Genomic DNA, 19,357 nt, shown 5'->3' with positions numbered 1-19,357 from the left:
CATGACGACCTACATCGCACGCCCCATCGGACCGGAGGTCCTGAAGGATCTCCGCACAGCTGACGACGCGGGCCGCCCGATGGTTCCCTTCACGGACGAGGAGGGCGGCGCTCCGCTCCGCTGCTGTCTGCGCCGTAGTGAGCCGGGGGAGCGGATCGCCCTCGTCTCGTACGCCCCGCTGCGCCGCTGGGCCGCCGCGGCCGGCGCCGATCCGGGCGCCTACGACGAGCAGGGTCCGGTCTTCGTCCACGCTCGGGAGTGCGGGGGTCCGGCCGCGGACGTCCGGCCGTTCGAGGGGGCCCACCGCACCGTGCGGCGCTACTCCGCCGGGGGCCGCATCCTCGGGGGCCGGCTGGTGGAGGCCCCGGAGTGGTCCGCGTTCGAGGCGGCCTTCGAGGCGGCGTTCGCCGATCCGGCGGTGGAGCTGGTCCACGTACGGGCCGTCGAGTACGGCTGTTTCCTCTACGAGGTGCGCCGGGCGTGACGACCCCGTGCCGCGGGACGGCCGGACGTACCGCGGGGAGGGGCGGAGATGACGTGAGGAGGGGCGGTCACCGTGGGGTGACCGCCCCGGGGGCGTGTGCGGTGGGTGTCAGCCCTTGAGGTCGGCCGCGACCAGCTCCGCGATCTGGACCGCGTTCAGGGCGGCGCCCTTGCGGAGGTTGTCGTTCGAGATGAACAGGGCGATACCGTGCTCGACCGTCTCGTCGGCGCGGATGCGGCCGACGTACGACGCGTCCTGGCCCGCGGCCTCGAGCGGGGTCGGGATGTCGGAGAGGGTGACGCCCGGGGCGCCTGCCAGCAGCTCGGTGGCGCGCTCCACCGTGATCGGACGCTCGAAGCGGGCGTTCACCTGCAGCGAGTGGCCGGAGAAGACCGGGACACGGACGCAGGTGCCGGAGACCTTGAGGTCCGGGATCTCCAGGATCTTGCGGGACTCGTTGCGCAGCTTCTGCTCCTCGTCCGTCTCGTGCAGACCGTCGTCGACGATCGAGCCGGCGAGCGGGAGCACGTTGAAGGCGATGGGCCGCTTGTAGACCTGCGGCTCGGGGAAGTCGACCGCGCCGCCGTCGTGGGTGAGCCGGTCGGCGTCCGCGACGACCTTCAGCGCCTGGCCGTGCAGCTCGGCCACGCCCGCGAGACCGGATCCGGACACGGCCTGGTAGGTGGCGACGACGAGCGCCTCGAGACCCGCCTCGTCGTGCAGCGGACGCAGCACGGGCATCGCGGCCATCGTCGTGCAGTTCGGGTTCGCGATGATGCCCTTGGGGCGGTCGGCGATCGCGTGCGGGTTCACCTCGGAGACCACCAGGGGTACCTCCGGGTCCTTGCGCCAGGCGGAGGAGTTGTCGATCACGACGGCGCCCTGCGCGGCGACCTTCTCGGCCAGTGCCCTGGAGGTCGAGCCACCCGCCGAGAAGAGGACGATGTCCAGGCCGGAGTAGTCGGCCGTCGTCGCGTCCTCGACCGTCACGCCGTCCAGCACCGTCCCGGCCGAGCGGGCCGAGGCGAACAGGCGCAGCTCCGTGACCGGGAAGTCCCGCTCGACCAGGATCCTGCGCATGACCGTGCCGACCTGACCGGTGGCTCCGACGATTCCGACCCTCACGGCGACTCCCTTTGCGTGCGTTCTACGTGGTCCAGCGCTTCCATCATGCGTCTGACCCGTGCCGTTGTGTCCAATCCTTTGCCCACGCCGCTCGCGGAGTGGGACGCGGCCGGCGCGCGGCGGCCGCAAGAAAACCGTCCGGCGGAGCCCGGTGACCGCAAGCCGTACGGTGCTCGCGTCCCTCCGGTCCCGGTCCGGTGTGACGTACGACTCCGTACGACTCCTCGGCGCGCGGCCGAACGTTTCGGCCCGCAGCGGCGTCGTAGGGGAAACGCGGGAGGGGAGGGCAGCTGTGCTGCGCAGAAGGACACGCAGTGCCCAGGGGGTGGACGACCCGCTGGACGCGGCGCAGGAACGCCGGGTGCGGGCGGTGCTCGCGCTCGGCGGGGTACCGCAGGCGGACCTGCCGGACGGGGTGCAGCAGGTCCGCCTGCGGTTGCTGGAGCGTGCAGCGAAGGGGGACGAGGCACCGCGTGACGTGTCCGCGTGGGCGGCGGTCGTCGCCTCGAACCTGGCGATGGACTGGCACCGGGCCAAGCACCGCCAGCAGCGGCTCGGCGAGCGGCTGGCCGGGCTCCGGCAGCTGGAGCACCCCTCGGATGAGGACTCCAGCGTGCTCTCGCTCGCCGTCGCGCAGGGGCTGGACGACCTGCCCGACGCGCATCGGCAGGTCCTCGTCCTGCGCTTCTACGCCGATCTCTCCGTGCGCGGGATAGCCGAGGAGCTCGGCATCCCGGAGGGCACGGTCAAGAGCAGGCTGCACTCGGCGGTCCGTGCCCTGCGCGCCCGCCTGCACGAGGACGAGGTGGTGTGACGTGGCCGGGTACGCCGAGCACGAGGACAGTGCGGCAGCGGACGCGCTGTGGGCCGCGATCACCGGTGAACCGCTGCCCGAAGGGGCCCGCGACGACCCGGAGGCAGTGGCGGAGCACCGGTCGGCGGTCGCGGACCTGACGCTGCTGCGGGAGCAGCTGGCCGTCATCGGGGGCGCGCTGGCGGAACCGGGGGAGGAGCCGAGGCCCGTACGGGTTCCCGGGCGGCGTCCGCGCCGCCCGGCGGGGGCGCCGCGGAACCGGGGTCGCCGTCCCCTAGCGGTCGCCCTGGGCACTCTCGCCGCGGCCGTGGTCGCCGCGATGGTCGTCGGCATGGGCTGGCTGATCGCACAGGGCGCCGGGGGCGTGGATTCGAAGACGTCGTCGGACAGTGCGGCGAAGGCGGCGGACGGCGCGAGCGGCTCGGCCTCGCTCAGCGCCCCCGGCTACCTCGCCTGCTCCCGGCTGTTGGTCGAGGGCGAGATCACCGGGATCGAGCCGGTCCAGGGCACCGGGCGGGACCGGATCACCCTGGACGTGACGCGCTCCTACAAGCCGGCGAAGGCGCGGGCGCGGGTCACCTTCCTGGTGGACCGGGAGGCCGGTCCGCGGCGCGGTGAGCACGTACTGGTCGGCATCCGGCGGGGCGCGGTGACCCCCGACCGGTGGACGACGGGGGAGAAGGAGATCGCCCGCGACCGGGAGTGGATCCTCGGGGCGCTGCCCGCCTCCCATGGCCTCGCCTGCGAATGAGAGGGCCGGCCCGGGCATGAGAAAGGGGGCGGGCACCCGGACCTCCGGGTGCCCGCCCCCTCAGGGGCGCACGCGCTACGGCGTGACCTTCTCGATCTTCACGCTGCCGAGGCCCGCGGCGGTGCCACGGGCGTTCACCAGCTGCACCTGGCCGAAGAACTCGCGTCCCTCGGGTGCCGGGGCCAGGGCGGTGACCGTGCCGGACACCGTCGCCGTGCCGCCCGTGGAGAGCTTCACCGGCGTGGACGCGTCGACGCCGACCGTGCCGAGCGCGGACGAGAAGAAGACGTCACGGTAGTCGTACGCGGTCGAGCCCGACGGGACCGAGTAGCCCGCGACCTCGATGGTGTACTTGCCCGCCGCGGGGCTGGGGATGGAGACCGCCTCCTCCGAGTCGCCGTCCGCGGACTGGGCGACCTGCTTGCCGGTGGAGTCGTACACCGTCAGGTCGAGGTCGGCGGCGGTGTCGGAGACGTTGCCGATGGCGACGTCCAGCGAGGCGGCGCCCGCGGGCACGTCGACCGTGGTGGTCTGCGTGGCGTTCTGGGCGATGGTCGGCCGGTCCGTCTTCGAGGAGCCGAGCGGGCCGCCCTGCAGCTTGCCGTCGATCGCGGCGAACTGGTTCGTCACCTTCCAGGAGGCGGTGACGGGCGTGCCCACCTTGGCCTCGGGCACCGTCACGGTCTCCGGGTCGAAGGCCGCGCCGAGCACGGTGGCCTCCAGCTTGTACGGGTTGTCGAGCAGCGGCGACGTACGGCGCGCCTCGACCTCGACCTCCCAGACACCGGGCTGCGGGTCCGCGTACGAACGCACGTCGGGCTTGCAGCCGTTGGTGTTCGGGTAGTTGCTGTAGCAGTACGGGGTGCCGGTGTCCTCGACCGGGACACCGTACGGGTGGATGGAGATGAACCGGGTCTGGCTCAGGCCCTTCAGCCCGCCGATGGCGACCTCGAGGCTCCTGGCGCCCTCGGGCACGGTCAGGAAGTACGACCGCGTGCTGTCGCGCTGCACCGAAGCCGAGTCGGAGAACGCGTACTTGAGCGGCGTCGAGACCACGACCGTGGTCAGGATCTGCCGGTCGACGCCCTCGGTCCTCGGGTCGTCGAGTTCGAGGATGGCGCTCTTGATGCCGGCCGAGGAGGCCTTCGCGGAGACCTTGACGGTGACCGGCTTGTTCAGTTCGAGCTTCACCTCGTCGGAGCCGACGATCCTGAAGGTGTCACCTGCGTTGTTCTCGAAGTGCAGCTCGTGGCGGATCGCCCGGTCCGGACCGGAGGTACGGGTGAGGGTGATCTCGTAGGTCTTCTTCACGCCGGCCTTGAGACCGCCCTCGCGGTCGTACAGTCCGGTGCCGAAGCCGGGGGTCTTCAGCGCGTAGTCGATCGCGGTGTCGACCGGCGCCTTCACGGTGTACTCGTGGGCGGTCGCGTCGTTCCTGATCGACTTCCACGCGTCCACGATGTCGATGAGACCCGCGCCCTCCTCGTACGCCTGCACACCCTTGATGTGGTCGGCGGTCGAGGTGAGGGCGGTGCGGAGGTCGGCGGGCGTCAGGGCGATGCCCTTCTGCTTGGCGGCGCTCAGCAGCAGCGCGGACGCTCCCGCGGCCTGCGGGGAGGCCATCGAGGTGCCCTGGAGCATCGAGTAGCCGGCCGGCAGGGTGTAGCCCGACTCGGCGACCGGGGAGCCCGGCAGCCAGGTCTGGGTGGTGTTGATCGCGGCGCCGGGCGCCGTCAGCGTCGGCGTGAAGCCGCCGTCCTCCCGCGGACCGCGCGAGGAGAACGGCATCATCGCGTACTTCTTCTCCACGACCGAGCCGTAGTTGGCGGCCCAGGTCTCCTTGGAGATGGACGCGCCGACCGAGATGACCTTGTCGGCGAGGCCGGGGTCGCCGATGGTGTTGGCACCGGGGCCGGAGTTGCCCGCGGAGATCACCAGCTGGACACCGTAGGTGTCGATGAGACGCGTGTAGAGCTCGGAGCGCGCGTTGTTGCCGTCGTTCAGCGCGGGCAGGCCGCCGATGGACATGTTGACGATGTCGACGCCGCGGTTGACGACGAGGTCGATCATGCCCTCGGTGAGCGCGATGTTGGTGCAGCCGGGGCCGAAGACGCAGGCACGGGACGAGACGATCTTCGCGCCGGGGGCGGCGCCGTTCATCCGGCCGCCGAACAGGCCGTTCGCGGAGGTGATGCCCGCCACGTGCGTGCCGTGCTCGCTGGAGATGACGCCGATGTTGACGTAGTCGGCCTTGCTGCCGGCCGCGTCGTAGACGACGTCCTTGCGGATCTCGACGACGAACGGGATGCGCTCGACGACGTCGGTCGCCGGGTTGTCCTTGCCGAAGTAGCCGACCTGGAAGCCGTCCTTGTACGGCTTCATCGGCGCGTCGTCGGTGAAGTCGAGGTTGTCGTTGGAGTCGACCCGCACGGTTCCGGAGGCCGGGTCGTACAGCACGCCCCAGGCGTCGGTGGTGTCGCCGTCGCGGTTCAGGTCGCCCGCTTCGTCGCCGCCCGCGGTGGCCGACTCGTACATGTAGTTGAACTTGTAGGCGCCGGCCGGGGCCTTGAAGGTCTCGGTGCCCTGGCTGGCCGTCGTGATGGGGAAGGACGGGCCGGAGACCGCGCTGGTCATCCGCCGCCAGCTGCCGTCGCCGTCGTTGACCGGGTCGGTGGACGTGACCCAGTCGACGACCTTGCGCTCGCCGGTGGTGGTCTTCTGCAGCGCGGGGTGGCCCAGGTCCACGCCCGAGTCGAGGATGCCGATGGTGACACCGCGGCCGTCCGCCTTCGGGTTCTTCTTCACGAAGTCGACGGCGCCCGTCTCGAAGGACGGGTTGTACGGGTTCTCGGCGGGGGTGTTCTTGTTCGGGGCGGAGCGGGTGACCGTGCCGTGGGCCTTGTCGGCGCCCTTGGCGGTGTCCGCGCCCGGTGTCGGGTCGTCGAGCGCGATGTCCTGGCGCAGGTCGATGCCGTGCACGGACGAGAGCTTGGCGGCGGCGGCGATGGCGGCGTCCGCCTTCGCGGTCGGGACGGTGGCCCGGACGTAGCCGACCTTGTCGAAGGTCCGGCCGACGAGACCGCCCTGGACCGCGTCCAGTTGCCGGGAGACCTGCTCGGTCTGGCCGGGCGCGGTGGCGACCATCATCGTGACGTTCTTGGTGCCGTCGGCCTTGGCCTCGGCGAGGAGGGCCGCGTCGTCCGAACCGAGCTTGGCGCTCGCGGACTTGGTGCCCGGGTCGGGCGTCGCGGCGGGTGCGTGGTCCGCGGCGAGGGCCATGGGTATCGGTCCGGCCGCGGAGAGTGCGGCCACCAGGCCGGCGGCCACGGCTATGCGGGCCACGCGTCTCGCGCCCGACAGTGGAGCGCGCTGGGGGTCGTGGGTCATCGGCATCCCTTGTAGGTAAAGGAACGAGCGTGGGGTGACCGGTCCCGACGTTCCTGCGGGACGCGATCACATCAGTCCGGTATGTGAACCCGGATGACCGCTCAGCTTTACCCAAGGGACAGTTATTTGGGGAGAGTTGACCGTGGCGGGATGGAACCATGGCGTACTTCCGCCATACGTCACGCCGGTGATAGCGCGGTATGACCGGACATGCCGGACGCCTCGGACCATCCGGGCGCCGGCTCAGCTCTCTTTCGTGCGCGCGTAGTGTCGGGACGCCTTCGCCCGGTTACCGCAGCCCGCCATCGAGCACCAGCGGCGGGTGCCGTTGCGTGAGGTGTCGAGGAAGTGCAGTACGCAGGTCTCGTGGGCGCAGTGGCGGATGCGGTCGGGGGAAGTGCCCAGCAGCTCCAGGTAGTTGCGCGCGGCGAGCCAGCCGGGCCCCCATGCCGGGTCCTCGAACTCGGCGCGCTCGCCCGGCCCCTCGGGCGTCAGGGTGACCCTGATCCGCCCGTGCGCGAGGACGGCGTCGACCCGCTCCGCCCCTGTCGGGGGTGTCCCGTCCGCCCCTCGCTTCTCCCGTAGAAGTCCGTCCACCGCCGCGCGTAGGGCGTCGCGCGCCTGGAGGGTGTGGCGCAGCACGGTCTCGTCGGCCGGAAGGCCGAATCCGTTCGCGGTCAGCCACACGGCCAGGCCCTCGGTGTCGGCGAGCAGGTCCTGGGGCACCCCCTCGCGGTTCCAGCGGGTGTTGAGCAGGTCGAGCGCGAGCGGTTCCCCGGTGAGGGGGCGGGGGTCGGTGGCGGCGGACACGGTGGGGCTCCCTTCGGCGGCTAACCGTTCAAGAGTAGATGACTGGTTGACGTTACCCATTCTAACCCTTAACCTCGCATACAAAGGTTAGCTCTCGCTGTGGGGGCCACCGCCGTCCCGGAGGACAGTCATGACACCGCGCACCGGCCATGTCGGCCTGAACGTCACGGACCTCGACCGCTCGCTCGCCTTCTACCGGGACGTGCTCGGCTTCACCCTTCTCGCCGAGGGCAAGGAGGACGAGCGCAGGTACGCGTTCCTGGGCTCCTCGGACGGGGACGCCCGTCCCGTGCTCACCCTCTGGCAGCAGGCGCGGGGGCCGTACGGCGAGGACCGCGCCGGCCTCCACCACCTCGCCCTCGAAGTGGACTCGATCGACCAGGTCAGGACGTACGAGGCGGCGCTGCGCGGCCAGGGCGTCGCGTTCGCCCACGAGGGCGTGGTCGCCCACCGGGAGGGCTCGGCGTCCGGCGGCATCTTCTTCCACGACCCGGACGGCACCCGGCTGGAGATCTACGCCCCGACCGGCGCCGAAGGGGCGCCGGCGCCCTCCGAGTCCGCTCCGACCTGCGGCTTCTTCTAGATGGAGGGTGAGATGACCTATCACTCCGGCTCGCGAGCCGTACAGGACCGGGTGGGCGTCCGTGATCTCGCCGATCACGTGGGGCAGGCGGTCGGGCAGGGCATCCGCCCGGTGGCCGCCGCCTTCCTCGAACAGCAGCCGATGCTGGTGGCCGGGGCGGCCGACCCGGTCACCGGCGAGGTGTGGGCCTCACTGCTCACGGGCCCGCCCGGCTTCGTACGGGCCACCGGCGTCCGGCAGATCTCGGTCACCGGCGGCCCGTCCGAGGGCGATCCCCTCGCCGCCGCGCTCGCCACCGAGGGCACCCTCGTCGGCACGATCGCGCTCGACCCGCGCACCCGCCGCCGGATGCGCCTGAACGGCCGGTCCCGGCCCACCGCCCGGGGATTCGCGGTGGAGGCCGACCGGGTCTTCGCCAACTGCCCGAAGTACCTGCAGCGCAGGGAGTCCTACGAGACGGTCGAACGCCGGCCGGGCGAGGCCTGCCGCTCCGGCCTGCTCTCCCCCCGGCAGCGCGCCCTCGTCGAGGCGGCCGACACCTTCTTCCTGGCCACCGTCCACGCGCACGGCGCAGACGCCAGTCACCGGGGCGGCAACCCTGGCTTCGTCCACGCGGACGGGCCGTCCGAGCTGCACTGGCGCGACTACCCCGGCAACGCCATGTTCCTGACCCTCGGCAACCTGGAGGCGGACCCTCGGGCCGGACTGCTCTTCCTGGACTGGACGTCGGGAACGGTGCTGCGGCTCACCGGCACGGCCCGCGCCGAGTACGCCCCGGACGGGGAGCGCACGGTCCGTTTCACCGTCACCGGGGTCGTCGAGACCCCCGCGGGCAGCCCCCTGCGCTGGTCGGCACCCGAATACTCTCCCGCCAACCCCTCCCTGCCGTAACGTCTGGGCATGCCGAAGCAGTTGAGGGTGGCGGCCTACGCCGTATGCGTGCGGGACGCGCAGATGCTGTTGGCCCGGTGGGTCGCGGGCGACGGGACCAGACGGTGGACCCTGCCGGGCGGCGGGATGGACCACGGCGAGGACCCGTACGACACCGTGGTCCGCGAGGTCGACGAGGAGACGGGGTACGCCGTCGAACCGGTCGCGCTGCTCGGCATCGACTCCCAGCTGCGCACCCACCCGCGCCGGATGGGCGGCGCCACCGACTTCCACGGCCTCCGGATCGTCTACGAGGCCCGGATCACCGGCGGTGACCTCCGCCACGAGACGGACGGCTCCACCGACATGGCGGCCTGGTACCCCCTCGACGAGGTGCCGTCGCTCGAACGGGTCGGACTGGTCGACATAGGCCTGGGACTCTGGCGCGAGCGGCCGGCGCTCGGGCGGGCGGCCCGGGCCGGGTCCGACCACGGCCACGGTTCCCTACCCCGGAAAATGAACACGGAGTGACCGCCTCCCGGCCGTCCGGGGAGGGCTCCATGGACGCGCAGGGTAGTCCAAGATCCACGTACGGTGATCGGTGTCGGGCGTTGCCGCCGAGTTAACGTCCAGGTCACCCCAGGTGCCAACGATCCAGAGTGAGCGGGGAGTTACCGCAACGAGCCCCCCGCGACCACTGCCGACGCGTTCGCACTCGGGGAGATCGCGCCATGTCGCGCATACGCTCTGTCGCCACCGCCGCTGCCATGAATCGCCGTACCCTCCTCGCCGCCACCGGGGCGGTGACCCTGTCCGCGGGCATCGGCTACGCCCTGCGGCCCGACTCCGAGGCGCACGCCGCCGACGCGGGCGGGGCGCACGCCGCCGACGCCGGCGAGGCCCCCGTCGCCGTCTCCCGCAAGGCGCCCCCCGCCCCGCTCGCGCCGTACGAGCGCGGCACCACCCTGCAGAGCGTCGCCGCCCCGCGCTCCGGCACCGGTGGCTACCAGCGGCTCGGCGACGGCCCCGCCTGGAAGCGGGTGGTGCGCGGCGAGCTGGCGTCGGCCAAGGCCGGCCGGGCCGAGCGGCGCACCGCGCTCGCCTCCTTCGTGCAGTTCACCGACCTTCACCTGATCGACGTCCAGCACCCGCTGCGGCTGGAGTTCCTGCGCTCGGGCGCCGCGAACGCCTGGCGTCCGCAGGAGGCGCTGACCGTCGCGGGCGCCGTCTCGCTCGTCGAGCGGGTCAACTCGCTGCGGGGAGCCCCCGTCACCGGCTCCCCGCTGCACTTCGTGATGACCACCGGGGACAACACGGACAACAACTCCAAGACGGAGCTGGACTGGTTCCTGAAGGTCATGAGCGGTGGCCGCATCCGCCCCAACAGCGGTGACCCGCGCCACTACGAGGGTGTCCAGAACAGCGGCATCACGACGTACTGGCAGCCCGACGGGGCCGTGCGCGACGCCGACAAGCAGCGCGGCTTCCCGCACCTCCACGGGTTCCTGGCCGCCGCCATCCGCGAACTGCGCAGCCCGGGCCTCGGCCTGCCCTGGTACTCCACCGTCGGCAACCACGACGCGCTGCCGCTGGGCTGCTACCGGCACGGCGACTCCTTCCTCGCCGAGTTCGCGGTCGGCGGCAAGAAACTGATGAGCCTGCCGGCCCCGCAGAGCGTCGACCTGCGTGCCGCGATCAAGAACGACAAGGACCCCAAGGGCACCCAGCTCCGGGACCTGCTCAAGGCGCACGCGCGGCAGCTCAGGTCGGTCACCCCCGACGAGTCGCGCGCCCCCTTCACTCCCGCCGAGTACCTCAAGGCGCACCTCGACCCGGCGCACACCGGACCGGGCCCGGTCGGCCACGGCTACTCGGAGGCGAACCTCACCGCGGGCACCCAGTACTACGCCTTCCGGATCGCCGACGACGTCATCGGCGTCAGCCTCGACACCACCGACCCGGGCGGCCACTACGAGGGCTCGGTCGGCACGGCCCAGCTGAAGTGGCTGGAGCGGACGCTGACCGAGAACAAGGACTCGTACGCGATCGTCTTCAGTCACCACACCAGCAAGTCCATGCGCAACCGCCGCAAGGACCCCGCGCACCCCGGTGAGCAGCGCCACGGCGGCGAGGAGGTCGTCGCCGCGCTCTCCAAGCACCGCAACGTCCTGGCCTGGGTGAACGGCCACACCCACAAGAACGAGATCATCCCGCACTCCGCGCCGGGCAACGGGTCGTTCTGGGAGATCAACACCGCCTCCCACGTCGACTTCCCGCACCTCGCCCGCATCGTCGAGCTGGTCGACAACAAGGACGGCACGCTCTCCCTCTTCACCACCCTCATCGAGTCCGCCGCCCCGCACCGCACGGACTTCTCCGACCTGAGCCAGACGGGCCTCGCGGCGCTCTACCGCGAGCTCTCCTTCAACGCGCCCGGCCGGAGCACCGTGCTGAGCGGCACCTCGGGCGACCGCAACACGGAACTTGTGCTGAAGAAGGGCTGAATCGCGCCCAACGGGCCCAGGCCGCTCAACCCGCACCCCCGCGCCACGAGTCCCTCCCGCCGACATGCTCGGCGACAAAGCGGCGGAAAAAGGGGAAGGCATGAAGCGGATGTCCGTACGTACGGGAGTGGTGGGGCTCACCGCGCCGGCGTCGGCGGCGGCCCTGGCGGGGCCCGCGTCGGCGGCTCACGCATCGGCGGGAGTGGGGTCGGCGGCTCACGTCGCGGCGGGCCACGCCGCGACGGAGCGGGCCATGGAGGCCGTCGTGCGGTCGGGTGTCCCCGGTGTCACGGCGACGGCCGGGGACCGTCGCGGCACCTGGTCCGCCACGACGGGCGTGGGCGACCTGAGGACCGGCGAGCCCCGCGGCGGGAACGACCGCTACCGCGTCGGCAGCATCACCAAGACCTTCGTGTCGACCGTGCTGCTGCAACTGGAGGCGGAGGGGCGGCTGTCGCTGGACGACACGGTGGACCGATGGCTCCCGGGCCTGGTCCGCGGCCACGGCAACGACGGCCGCGAGGTGACGGTCCGCCGGCTCCTCAACCACACCAGCGGCATCTTCGACTACACCGAGGACGAGGACTTCGTACGGACCTACTTCCTCAAGGACGGGTTCCTCCGGCACCGCTACGACACCAAGTCGCCCGCCGAACTGGTGGCGATCGCGACGGCCCACCGGCCGCTGTTCGTGCCGGGCGCCTCCTGGAGCTACTCCAACACCAACTACGTCCTCGCGGGCATGGTGATCGAGAAGGTCACCGGCCACTCCTACGCGACGGAGATCGACCGGCGCGTCATCGCCCCGCTGGGCCTGCGCGCGACCTCCGTCCCCGGCACCCGGACGACGCTCCCGCGCCCCAGCAGCCGCGCGTACTCGAAACTGGCCGCGACGACGACCGGCCCGACCTACGACGTGACGACCCTGAACCCCTCCCTCGCCTCCTCCGCGGGCGGGATGATCTCCGACTCCTCCGACCTGAACCGCTTCTACACGGCGTTGCTGCGCGGCAGGCTCCTCCCGCCCGAGCAGCTCAAGGAGATGAAGACCACGGTCGCGGCCGAGGGGATCCCGAACGCCCGCTACGGTCTCGGCCTGATCGACCGCACCCTCGGCTGCGGTGTCCACGTCTGGGGCCACGACGGCGGCATCCACGGCTCGACGTCCTCGGCCACCACGACGGCGGACGGCCGCCACTCCCTCGCCTTCAACTTCAACGGGGACTGGTCGGGGGACAGCGACGCGGTGATCGACGCGGAGTTCTGCTCCGAGTAGCCGCCCGGACCCCGGGTCCGCGCCCGCACGTACGCGGAGGGGCCACCGGCACCCCGGGGGCCCCTCCTGCCGCCCGACCGGCCCCTCCTACCGGGGCAGCACCACGACATACGCCGCCGGTTCACGGTCGTTCGCCGCCATCAGGGCGGTCCGCACGACCGTCGCCTGCTGCTGGACCGCGTCCCGGAGCTTCCGCGGCATGACGTGGACGACCGTGATGCCCAGCCGCTCCAGGTGCTCGCGCTTGCGGGCGTGCTCCGACCAGAGGGAGTCCTCGTCCTGGCGGGCAGCCCGGGTGTCCAGCTCCAGGGCCACCGCCTGCTCCGGCCAGTAGGCGTCCAGACCGCCCAGGTGAGGGCCGCCCGGCAGACGCAGGTCCACGTTCCAGACCGGTTCGGGCAGACCGTGCTCACGGACCATGCGGTAGAGCCGGTCCTCCGCGACGGAGCGTCCCTCGGCCAGCAGGGAGTCGACGGCGTCCACCACGTGCGGCCGGCTCAGCAGCCGGGCCTGCGTCAACTCCCGCACCACTGCCGCCGGATCGCAGTGGCCGTCGCGTACCGCCTCGGTCAGCAGACGGCGTACCGCGTCCGCGTCCGTCAGCTCCGCCACCGCGTCGGCGAGGGCGCGCGGGACCGGGGCGACCGGGACACCGGTGACGTAGGAGGGCGCGGGAAGAGAGGCGGTACGGACGACGCGGGCGCAGCCCTGCGAGCGCAGCCGGCGCAGGCGGGGGACGAGGACGTCGATCCTGTCGAGGGAGAGCAGGGACGGGGCCGACGCGAAGCCGTACAGGGTGAGGGCGGCGAGACCGGTGATCAGCGCGTCCGAGTAGGACTGGGGGGCGTGCGGCTCCTCGGCGCCCGGCTGGACGGGGATCGCGGCCGCGGGCGCCGTCGCGGGGGTGCGGGCGGCGAACAGCAGGACCGCGTGCAGGCGTTCCTCGGAGGTGGGCGGCCCGGCGTGGAGGAGGAAGACACCGGGAAGGAACTGCTGCCAGGGTCCGCCCGGCCGGCACTGCTCGCTCGCCCCGGCGGCGGTGACGCCGCGGGCGCGCAGCTCGGCGGTGGTCAGCACCCGGCGCCGGACGTCGGAGAGGTGACGCAGGGGGCGGGGGGAGAGCGGGGTGTCGTGGTTCATGCACAGGGGCTTTCCGCGCCCGATCCGTCCCCTAACCGCTGTTACACGCTCGTCGGCAAATGCGGACAAGCTCGTCCTAAAGTACGGGCGTTCGACTGCCGAAAGACGCTGGTCCGGATGGGGGCCAGCAGGGGTTACGGCTGTGCGTACCTGAATTTCGTAACCACCCGTACCGGTGGTGTCCACGACAGAGGGGCACCGGTCGGAACCGGTGCCCCTCTGGTGCCGCGGGTCGGACCGCTCGTTTCCGCTCGGGTCCGCCCGCCTCCGCCCGTTGCTGCTCGTTTCCGCTCGGCTCAGCCGGCGGTCGCCGCGTCGTACCGCTGTCCGCGCAGCGCCCGTGCCAGGTCGTCGCGGGCCTCGAGCACCAGGCGGCGCAGGGCAGGCGCCGCGCCCTCGTGCGCCGTCAGCCACGCGTCCGTCGCGTCCAGGGTCTCCTGGGAGCCCTGGAGGGAGGGGAACACTCCCTTCACCACGTCCATGCCGATCTGGATGGAGCGCTCGGCCCAGATCCGCTCGATGGCGGCGAAGTACTTCCCGGCGTACGGCGCGAGCAGCTCCCGCTGCGACGGCTGGGTGAAGCCCGCGATGGTCGCCTCCACCAGCGCGTTCGACAGCGCGTCCGACTCGACGACCTGGGCCCAGGCCTGGGCCTTGACCGCCGCCGACGGACGGGCGGCGAGGCAGCGGACCTGGTGGCGCTTGCCGGAGGCCGTGTCGTCGCGGGCCAGCTCGGCGGCCAGCGCGGACTCGTCGGCGATCCCGTGCGCGGCCAGCGGTTCCAGCAACGCCCAGCGCATCTCCTGGTCGACGTCCAGGCCGTCGATCTTCGCCGTGCCGTCCAGCAGGTCCTGGAGCAGCCGCAGGTCGGCCCGTTCGGAGGCGACCGCCGCGAAGAAACGGGCCCAGGTGAGCTGGTGCTGGCTGCCGGGCTCGGCGAGCCGGAGCTCCTTCAGCGCGCCCTGCGCGAGGAGCCGGCCGCCGGTCGCCCGCCAGTCCGGCGCCGCGTAGTGGGTGAGCGCGGAGTCGGCCCACGCGTGCAGCATCTGGAGCACGCCGATGTCCGACTCGCGGCCCGCGAAGCGCAGCACCAGGCCGACGAAGTCACGGGCGGGCATCAGCCCGTCCCGGGTCAGGTTCCACAGCGCCGACCAGCACAGCGCGCGGGCGAGCGGGTCGGTGATGTCGCCGAGCAGCTCCCGCAGCGTGGCCAGCGAGTTCTCGTCGAAGCGGATCTTGCAGTAGGTCAGGTCGTCGTCGTTGACGAGGACCAGCTCCGGGGCCTCGGCGCCGACGAGCTCCCCGACCACCGTCCGCGGGCCGTCGACGTCCGTCTCGGCGCGTGCGTAGCGCACCAGGGAACCGGTCTCCCCGTCCGGCCGGGTCTCGCGCCGGTAGAGGCCCACCGCGACGCGGTGCGGGCGCAGTTCGGGATGCGACTCGGCCGCTTCCTGGAGCACGGACAGCTCGGCGACCCGTCCGTCCGCGCCCAGGATCACCTGCGGGGTCAGCGAGTTGACCCCGGCCGTCTGCAGCCACGCCCGTGACCAGGTGGCCAGATCGCGCCCGCTGGTCTCCTCCAGCGCCGACAGCAGGTCGCCCAGGCGCGTGTTGCCGTAGGCGTTCCGCTTGAAGTAGCGGCGCGCGCCCTCCAGGAAGGCGTCCTGGCCGACGTACGCGACGAGCTGCTTGAGCACCGAGGCGCCCTTGGCGTACGTGATGCCGTCGAAGTTGAGCTTGGCGTCCTGCAGGTCGCGGATGTCGGCCGTGATCGGGTGTGTGGACGGCAGCTGGTCGGCGCGGTAGGCCCACGCCTTGCGGCGGTTGGCGAAGGTGATCCAGCCGTCCTCGAAGCGGGTCGCCCCGACCAGCGCGAACGCGCCCATGAAGTCGGCGAAGGACTCCTTGAGCCACAGGTCGTCCCACCACTCCATGGTGACGAGGTCGCCGAACCACATGTGCGCCATCTCGTGCAGGATGACGTTCGCCCGGCCCTCGTACGACGCCCGCGTGACCTTGCCGCGGAAGATGTACTCCTCCCGGAAGGTGACGAGTCCCGGATTCTCCATCGCGCCGAGGTTGTACTCGGGCACGAACGCCTGGTCGTACTTGCCGAAGGGGTACGGGTAGTCGAAGTGGTCGTGGAAGAAGTCCAGACCCTGCTTGGTGACGAGGAAGACGTCGTCCGCGTCGAAGTGGGGGGCCAGACCCCTGCGGCACATCGCGCCGAGCGGGATTTCCAGCGTCGTACCGTCGTCGAAGGTGCGGGAGTAGCTGTCCGTCACATAGTGGTACGGACCCGCCACGACCGCCGTGATGTACGTCGAGATCGGCTTCGTCTCGGCGAACTTCCACACCCCGTCCGTGAGTTCACCGACGCCGTTGCTCCACACGACCCAGCCCTCGGGGGCCCGGACCTCGAAGCGGAAGGGCGCCTTGAGGTCCGGCTGCTCGAAGTTGGCGAAGACGCGCCGGGCGTCCGCGGGCTCGTACTGGGTGTAGAGGTAGGTCTCGCCGTCCTCGGGGTCGACGAAGCGGTGCATGCCCTCGCCGGTGCGGGAATAGGCGCACTGGGCGTCGACCACCAGTTCGTTCTCCGCGGCGAGGTCCTCCAGCCGGATACGGGTGCCGTCGAACACCTCGCCGGGGTCGAGGTCCCTGCCGTTGAGTGACACAGCCGTGACGCTCGGTGCGATCAGGTCGGCGAAGCTCGCGGCGCCGGGCTCGGCACAGCGGAAGCGGATCGTGGTGACCGAGCGGAACGTACGCGCTCCGGCCTCGGCGTCGCCCACGGCGGATCGCAGGTCGAGGGAGACCTCGTACCCGTCCACGGACAGCAGGGCTGCCCGCTCCTGGGCCTCGTCGCGGGACAGATTCTCACCGGGCACGGCGGCACTCCCTCATGGCGTCATGGACATGTGTGAACAGGAGCGATCCTCCCATGTGCCCCTGACTGACGGCGGGCACCCGGGAATGACCCGGGGCACCCGTGGTGTTGCCCCGGAAAAGAGGACCCTTTGAGGAGAACCATGTCCGAGACCATCTCCGGCAAGACCCCCGTCGACTTCTGGTTCGACCCGCTGTGCCCCTGGGCCTGGATGACCTCGCGCTGGGTCCTGGAAGTGGAGAAGGTCCGGGACATCGAGGTCCGCTGGCACATCATGAGCCTCGCGGTGCTGAACGAGGACAAGCTGGACACGCTCCCCGAGGAGTACCGGGAGATGCTCGCCACCAAGGCCTGGAAGCCGATCCGGGTGGTCACCGCCGCGTGGCAGAAGCACGGCGAGGACGTCCTCGGCCCGCTGTACACCGCGCTCGGCACCCGCATCCACAACCAGGGCGAGGGCCCGACCATCGAGGCGGTCGCGGGCGCGCTCGCCGACGTCGGCCTGCCGGCCTCCCTGATCGACTACGCCGACCAGGAGGACTTCGAGTTCGACGCCGAACTGCGCGCCTCCCACAAGGAGGGCATCGACAAGGTCGGCCAGGAGGTCGGCACCCCGGTGATCGCGCTCCCCGGCGACGACGGCGAGCAGATCGCCTTCTTCGGCCCGGTCGTCACCCCGACCCCGAAGGGCGAGGCCGCGGCCAGGCTGTGGGACGGCACGCTGCTCGTCGCCTCCACGCCCGGCTTCTACGAGATCAAGCGGACGCGGACGGCCGGCCCGGACTTCAGGAACCTCTGAGTCGGTCCGGCTCGGGCATCTTCTTCAGTCCGGCTCTGGCATCTTCTGTGGCGGGTCGAACGGCTTGACCCGCCACGCGTGCCGGATGTTGCGGCAGTCGTAGTCGGTGCGACCGCAGATCCAGTAGTCGTCGACGTACGCGTGGGGCGTCCGGGCGTGCGCCGGCTTGCGGATGATGTCCCGTTCCCGGTCGTCCCGGGGCTGTCGGTGCGGCTGGTCCGATCCGCACGTGTAGCAGGGATACGTCATTTCCCTAAGGGCTGTCCCGTAACCCCCGGTGGATCAGCGCGCGGCGTCGGATGCGGTGCATCGCAAGGCGAAGGGTCGTCCTCGTACTGGGTGTATTCGGGCGATCCGACAACGCGGCGAGGTGCCGTGGCTGTCGTCATGCGCCCGCCGGGGATTACGGGACAGCCCTTGGGCATCCCGCCACAATGCCCCGGAAGCCCCCATGCCGTAAGACACCGCACGCCCCCGCGCCGGTCGCGTCGTGCCGCCCGGGGTTCAGCGGCGGGCGTGTTCGCGGGCCCGCGCCAGCCTGGACAGGTGGTCCTCGTACCCCTCGGCGTAGTACGCCGCACGCCCCGGGTCCGGCCGTACCACCGCCGTCGGCTCCGTCCACGCCGCCCTGTCGAGAGCGGTCCCGTACCGCTCGGCGGCGGCGAGCACCGCGCCGCGCGCGCCCACCTCGCCCTCGACCACCCGCAGCGGGCGGCCCAGGACGTCCGCGAGCAGCCGCATCCAGGCGGGGCTGCGGGTGCCGCCGCCGCAGACCGCCAGGGAACCCTTCAGGCCCGCGGCCTCCAGACAGTGCCGGGCCGCGTAGCCGATGCCCTCGCAGACCGCGCGCACGAGGTCGCCGCGGGTGGACTCCAGCGAGACACCGGTCAGCTCGGCACGCAGCCGCGGCTCCACGAACGGCGCGCGCTCGCCGGACGGGGCGAAGTACGGCAGCACGCGCACCCCGTTCGCGCCGGGCGGGGCCGCGTCCAGCAGCGCGTCCACCTCGTCGTGGTGGACCCCCGTCGTCGACAGCACCCAGTCCAGCGCCGCCGTGCCGACCATCGCGGGCATCGCGCGCAGCCAGAATCCCGGCCGGTCGGTGGAGATGTACAGGCCGGCCGGTTCGCCGGTCAGGTCGAGGTCGGCCGTCGCCACCAGAGCGGCCAGACAGGTGCCGACGATCAGCAGGCCGTCGCCGGGCTCGGTCAGGCCCGCGCCGAGCGCACAGGCGGCCAGGTCGTAGGGCCCGTTGGCGATCGGGGTGTGCGGGGGCAGACCACCGCCGAGCGTGCGGCCGACGGGCAGCGGGTCGCCGATCGGCGGGAGGAGCCGGCGCCGGTGGGTCAGGCCGAGCAGTTCGACGACGCGGTCGTCGTACGTCCGGGTGCGGGGGTCGAGGAACGGCATCGACGCGTCCGAGACATCGGTCGCCCGCATCCCGGTCAGCCGTTCGAAGACCATGTCCTTGCAGTACAGGGCGGTGGCCGCGGCGTCGAGGGACGCGGGCTCGTGACGGTCGAGCCAGGCCAGCAGCGGGCCGGGGGAGCCCGGGAACATCGCACCGCCGGTGCGCCGGAAGACCTCCTCGAACGTGCCGTCCGCCAGCCACCGGTCGAGCAGCTCGTGGGCCCGGCCGTCCATCCAGGAGGCCGCCGCGCGCACCGGCCTGCCCTCGGCGTCGACCAGCCACACCCCGTCGCCCTGCCCGGTCAGCCCCGCCAGCTCCACGGGACCGGGCACGGCGGCGGTCAGCGCGGTGAGCACGGCGACCACCGCCCCGTACACCTCCTCCATGTCCTGCTCGACGAGACCGCCGCGCAGGACGAGGTCGACCGGCCGGGCCTCGACGGCCAGTTGGCGGCCCCCGGAGTCGAAGGCCGCGGCCTTCACCAGGGACGTGCCCACATCGACACCGACGTACATG

At 72.0% G+C, this 19,357-nt stretch carries 16 protein-coding genes; 9 read left to right on the top strand and 7 right to left on the bottom strand.

Annotation, left to right across the window (positions count from 1 at the left end; genetic code table 11):
- Nucleotide 1: 1 nt before the first annotated feature.
- The gene (locus tag OHB41_RS17750) at nt 2–484 is read left to right on the top strand and encodes a DUF1203 domain-containing protein (protein ID WP_266699213.1); all 483 of its coding nucleotides are present in this window, start codon (nt 2–4) and stop codon (nt 482–484) included.
- A gap of 108 nt (nt 485–592) precedes the next feature.
- On the opposite strand, the gene OHB41_RS17745 is transcribed toward OHB41_RS17750, so the two are convergent.
- The gene (locus OHB41_RS17745; RefSeq protein WP_266699212.1) at nt 593–1,609 is read right to left on the bottom strand and encodes an aspartate-semialdehyde dehydrogenase; all 1,017 of its coding nucleotides are present in this window, start codon (nt 1,607–1,609) and stop codon (nt 593–595) included.
- 292 nt (nt 1,610–1,901) lie between these two features.
- Here OHB41_RS17745 and OHB41_RS17740 point away from each other — a divergent pair, with 292 nt between their 5' ends.
- Both OHB41_RS17740 and OHB41_RS17735 read left to right on the top strand, forming a co-directional pair.
- Nucleotides 1,902–2,423, top strand: a complete 522-nt coding sequence (locus tag OHB41_RS17740) for an RNA polymerase sigma factor (RefSeq protein WP_266699211.1) — start codon at nt 1,902–1,904, stop codon at nt 2,421–2,423.
- Between the two features lies 1 nt (nt 2,424).
- Nucleotides 2,425–3,174, top strand: a complete 750-nt coding sequence (locus tag OHB41_RS17735; protein WP_266699210.1) for a hypothetical protein — start codon at nt 2,425–2,427, stop codon at nt 3,172–3,174.
- 75 nt (nt 3,175–3,249) lie between these two features.
- Here OHB41_RS17735 and OHB41_RS17730 read toward each other — a convergent pair whose 3' ends face one another.
- Nucleotides 3,250–6,561: a S8 family serine peptidase gene (locus tag OHB41_RS17730; protein WP_266699209.1), complete on the bottom strand. Its 3,312-nt coding sequence runs from the start codon at nt 6,559–6,561 to the stop codon at nt 3,250–3,252.
- Nucleotides 6,562–6,804: 243 nt separating this feature from the next.
- The gene (locus tag OHB41_RS17725) at nt 6,805–7,371 is read right to left on the bottom strand and encodes a CGNR zinc finger domain-containing protein (protein ID WP_266699208.1); all 567 of its coding nucleotides are present in this window, start codon (nt 7,369–7,371) and stop codon (nt 6,805–6,807) included.
- A gap of 130 nt (nt 7,372–7,501) precedes the next feature.
- Between OHB41_RS17725 and OHB41_RS17720 the strand changes: the two genes are divergently transcribed.
- The 5 genes from OHB41_RS17720 to OHB41_RS17700 all read left to right on the top strand — a co-directional run bounded on the left by OHB41_RS17720 (nt 7,502) and on the right by OHB41_RS17700 (nt 12,604).
- Nucleotides 7,502–7,954 (top strand): VOC family protein, encoded by a 453-nt coding sequence (locus OHB41_RS17720; RefSeq protein ID WP_266699207.1) that lies wholly within the window; start codon nt 7,502–7,504, stop codon nt 7,952–7,954.
- A gap of 12 nt (nt 7,955–7,966) precedes the next feature.
- On the top strand, nt 7,967–8,845 hold the full coding sequence (locus tag OHB41_RS17715) for a pyridoxamine 5'-phosphate oxidase family protein (protein WP_266699206.1): 879 nt from the start codon (nt 7,967–7,969) through the stop codon (nt 8,843–8,845).
- A gap of 9 nt (nt 8,846–8,854) precedes the next feature.
- Entirely contained in the window at nt 8,855–9,355 is a 501-nt protein-coding gene (locus OHB41_RS17710; protein WP_266699205.1) for an NUDIX hydrolase, read from the top strand.
- A 200-nt stretch (nt 9,356–9,555) separates the two neighbouring features.
- Entirely contained in the window at nt 9,556–11,328 is a 1,773-nt protein-coding gene (locus OHB41_RS17705) for a TIGR03767 family metallophosphoesterase (RefSeq protein ID WP_266699204.1), read from the top strand.
- Nucleotides 11,329–11,437: 109 nt separating this feature from the next.
- Entirely contained in the window at nt 11,438–12,604 is a 1,167-nt protein-coding gene (locus OHB41_RS17700; protein WP_266705939.1) for a serine hydrolase domain-containing protein, read from the top strand.
- An 87-nt stretch (nt 12,605–12,691) separates the two neighbouring features.
- Here the strand turns inward: OHB41_RS17700 and OHB41_RS17695 are convergent, their stop codons facing one another.
- The gene (locus OHB41_RS17695) at nt 12,692–13,744 is read right to left on the bottom strand and encodes a hypothetical protein (protein ID WP_266699203.1); all 1,053 of its coding nucleotides are present in this window, start codon (nt 13,742–13,744) and stop codon (nt 12,692–12,694) included.
- Nucleotides 13,745–14,040: 296 nt separating this feature from the next.
- Nucleotides 14,041–16,632, bottom strand: a complete 2,592-nt coding sequence (gene pepN / locus OHB41_RS17690) for an aminopeptidase N (RefSeq protein WP_266699202.1) — start codon at nt 16,630–16,632, stop codon at nt 14,041–14,043.
- Nucleotides 16,633–16,773: 141 nt separating this feature from the next.
- Here pepN and OHB41_RS17685 point away from each other — a divergent pair, with 141 nt between their 5' ends.
- Nucleotides 16,774–17,430: a mycothiol-dependent nitroreductase Rv2466c family protein gene (locus tag OHB41_RS17685; RefSeq protein ID WP_266699201.1), complete on the top strand. Its 657-nt coding sequence runs from the start codon at nt 16,774–16,776 to the stop codon at nt 17,428–17,430.
- A 24-nt stretch (nt 17,431–17,454) separates the two neighbouring features.
- Here OHB41_RS17685 and OHB41_RS17680 read toward each other — a convergent pair whose 3' ends face one another.
- A complete protein-coding gene (locus OHB41_RS17680) occupies nt 17,455–17,679 on the bottom strand; it encodes a hypothetical protein (RefSeq protein ID WP_266699200.1) in 225 nt (74 codons plus the stop codon).
- Between the two features lie 255 nt (nt 17,680–17,934).
- Nucleotides 17,935–19,356 carry an FGGY-family carbohydrate kinase gene (locus OHB41_RS17675; RefSeq protein ID WP_266699199.1) on the bottom strand — a complete coding sequence of 474 codons (1,422 nt, stop codon included), beginning with the start codon at nt 19,354–19,356 and terminating at the stop codon, nt 17,935–17,937.
- Between the last annotated feature and the right edge of the window lies 1 nt (nt 19,357).

Source organism: Streptomyces sp. NBC_01571, from assembly GCF_026339875.1.
GTDB lineage: Bacteria > Actinomycetota > Actinomycetes > Streptomycetales > Streptomycetaceae > Streptomyces.
The sequence above is the reverse complement of the archived record's forward strand: the minus strand, read 5'-3'. Positions and strand labels throughout refer to the sequence as shown.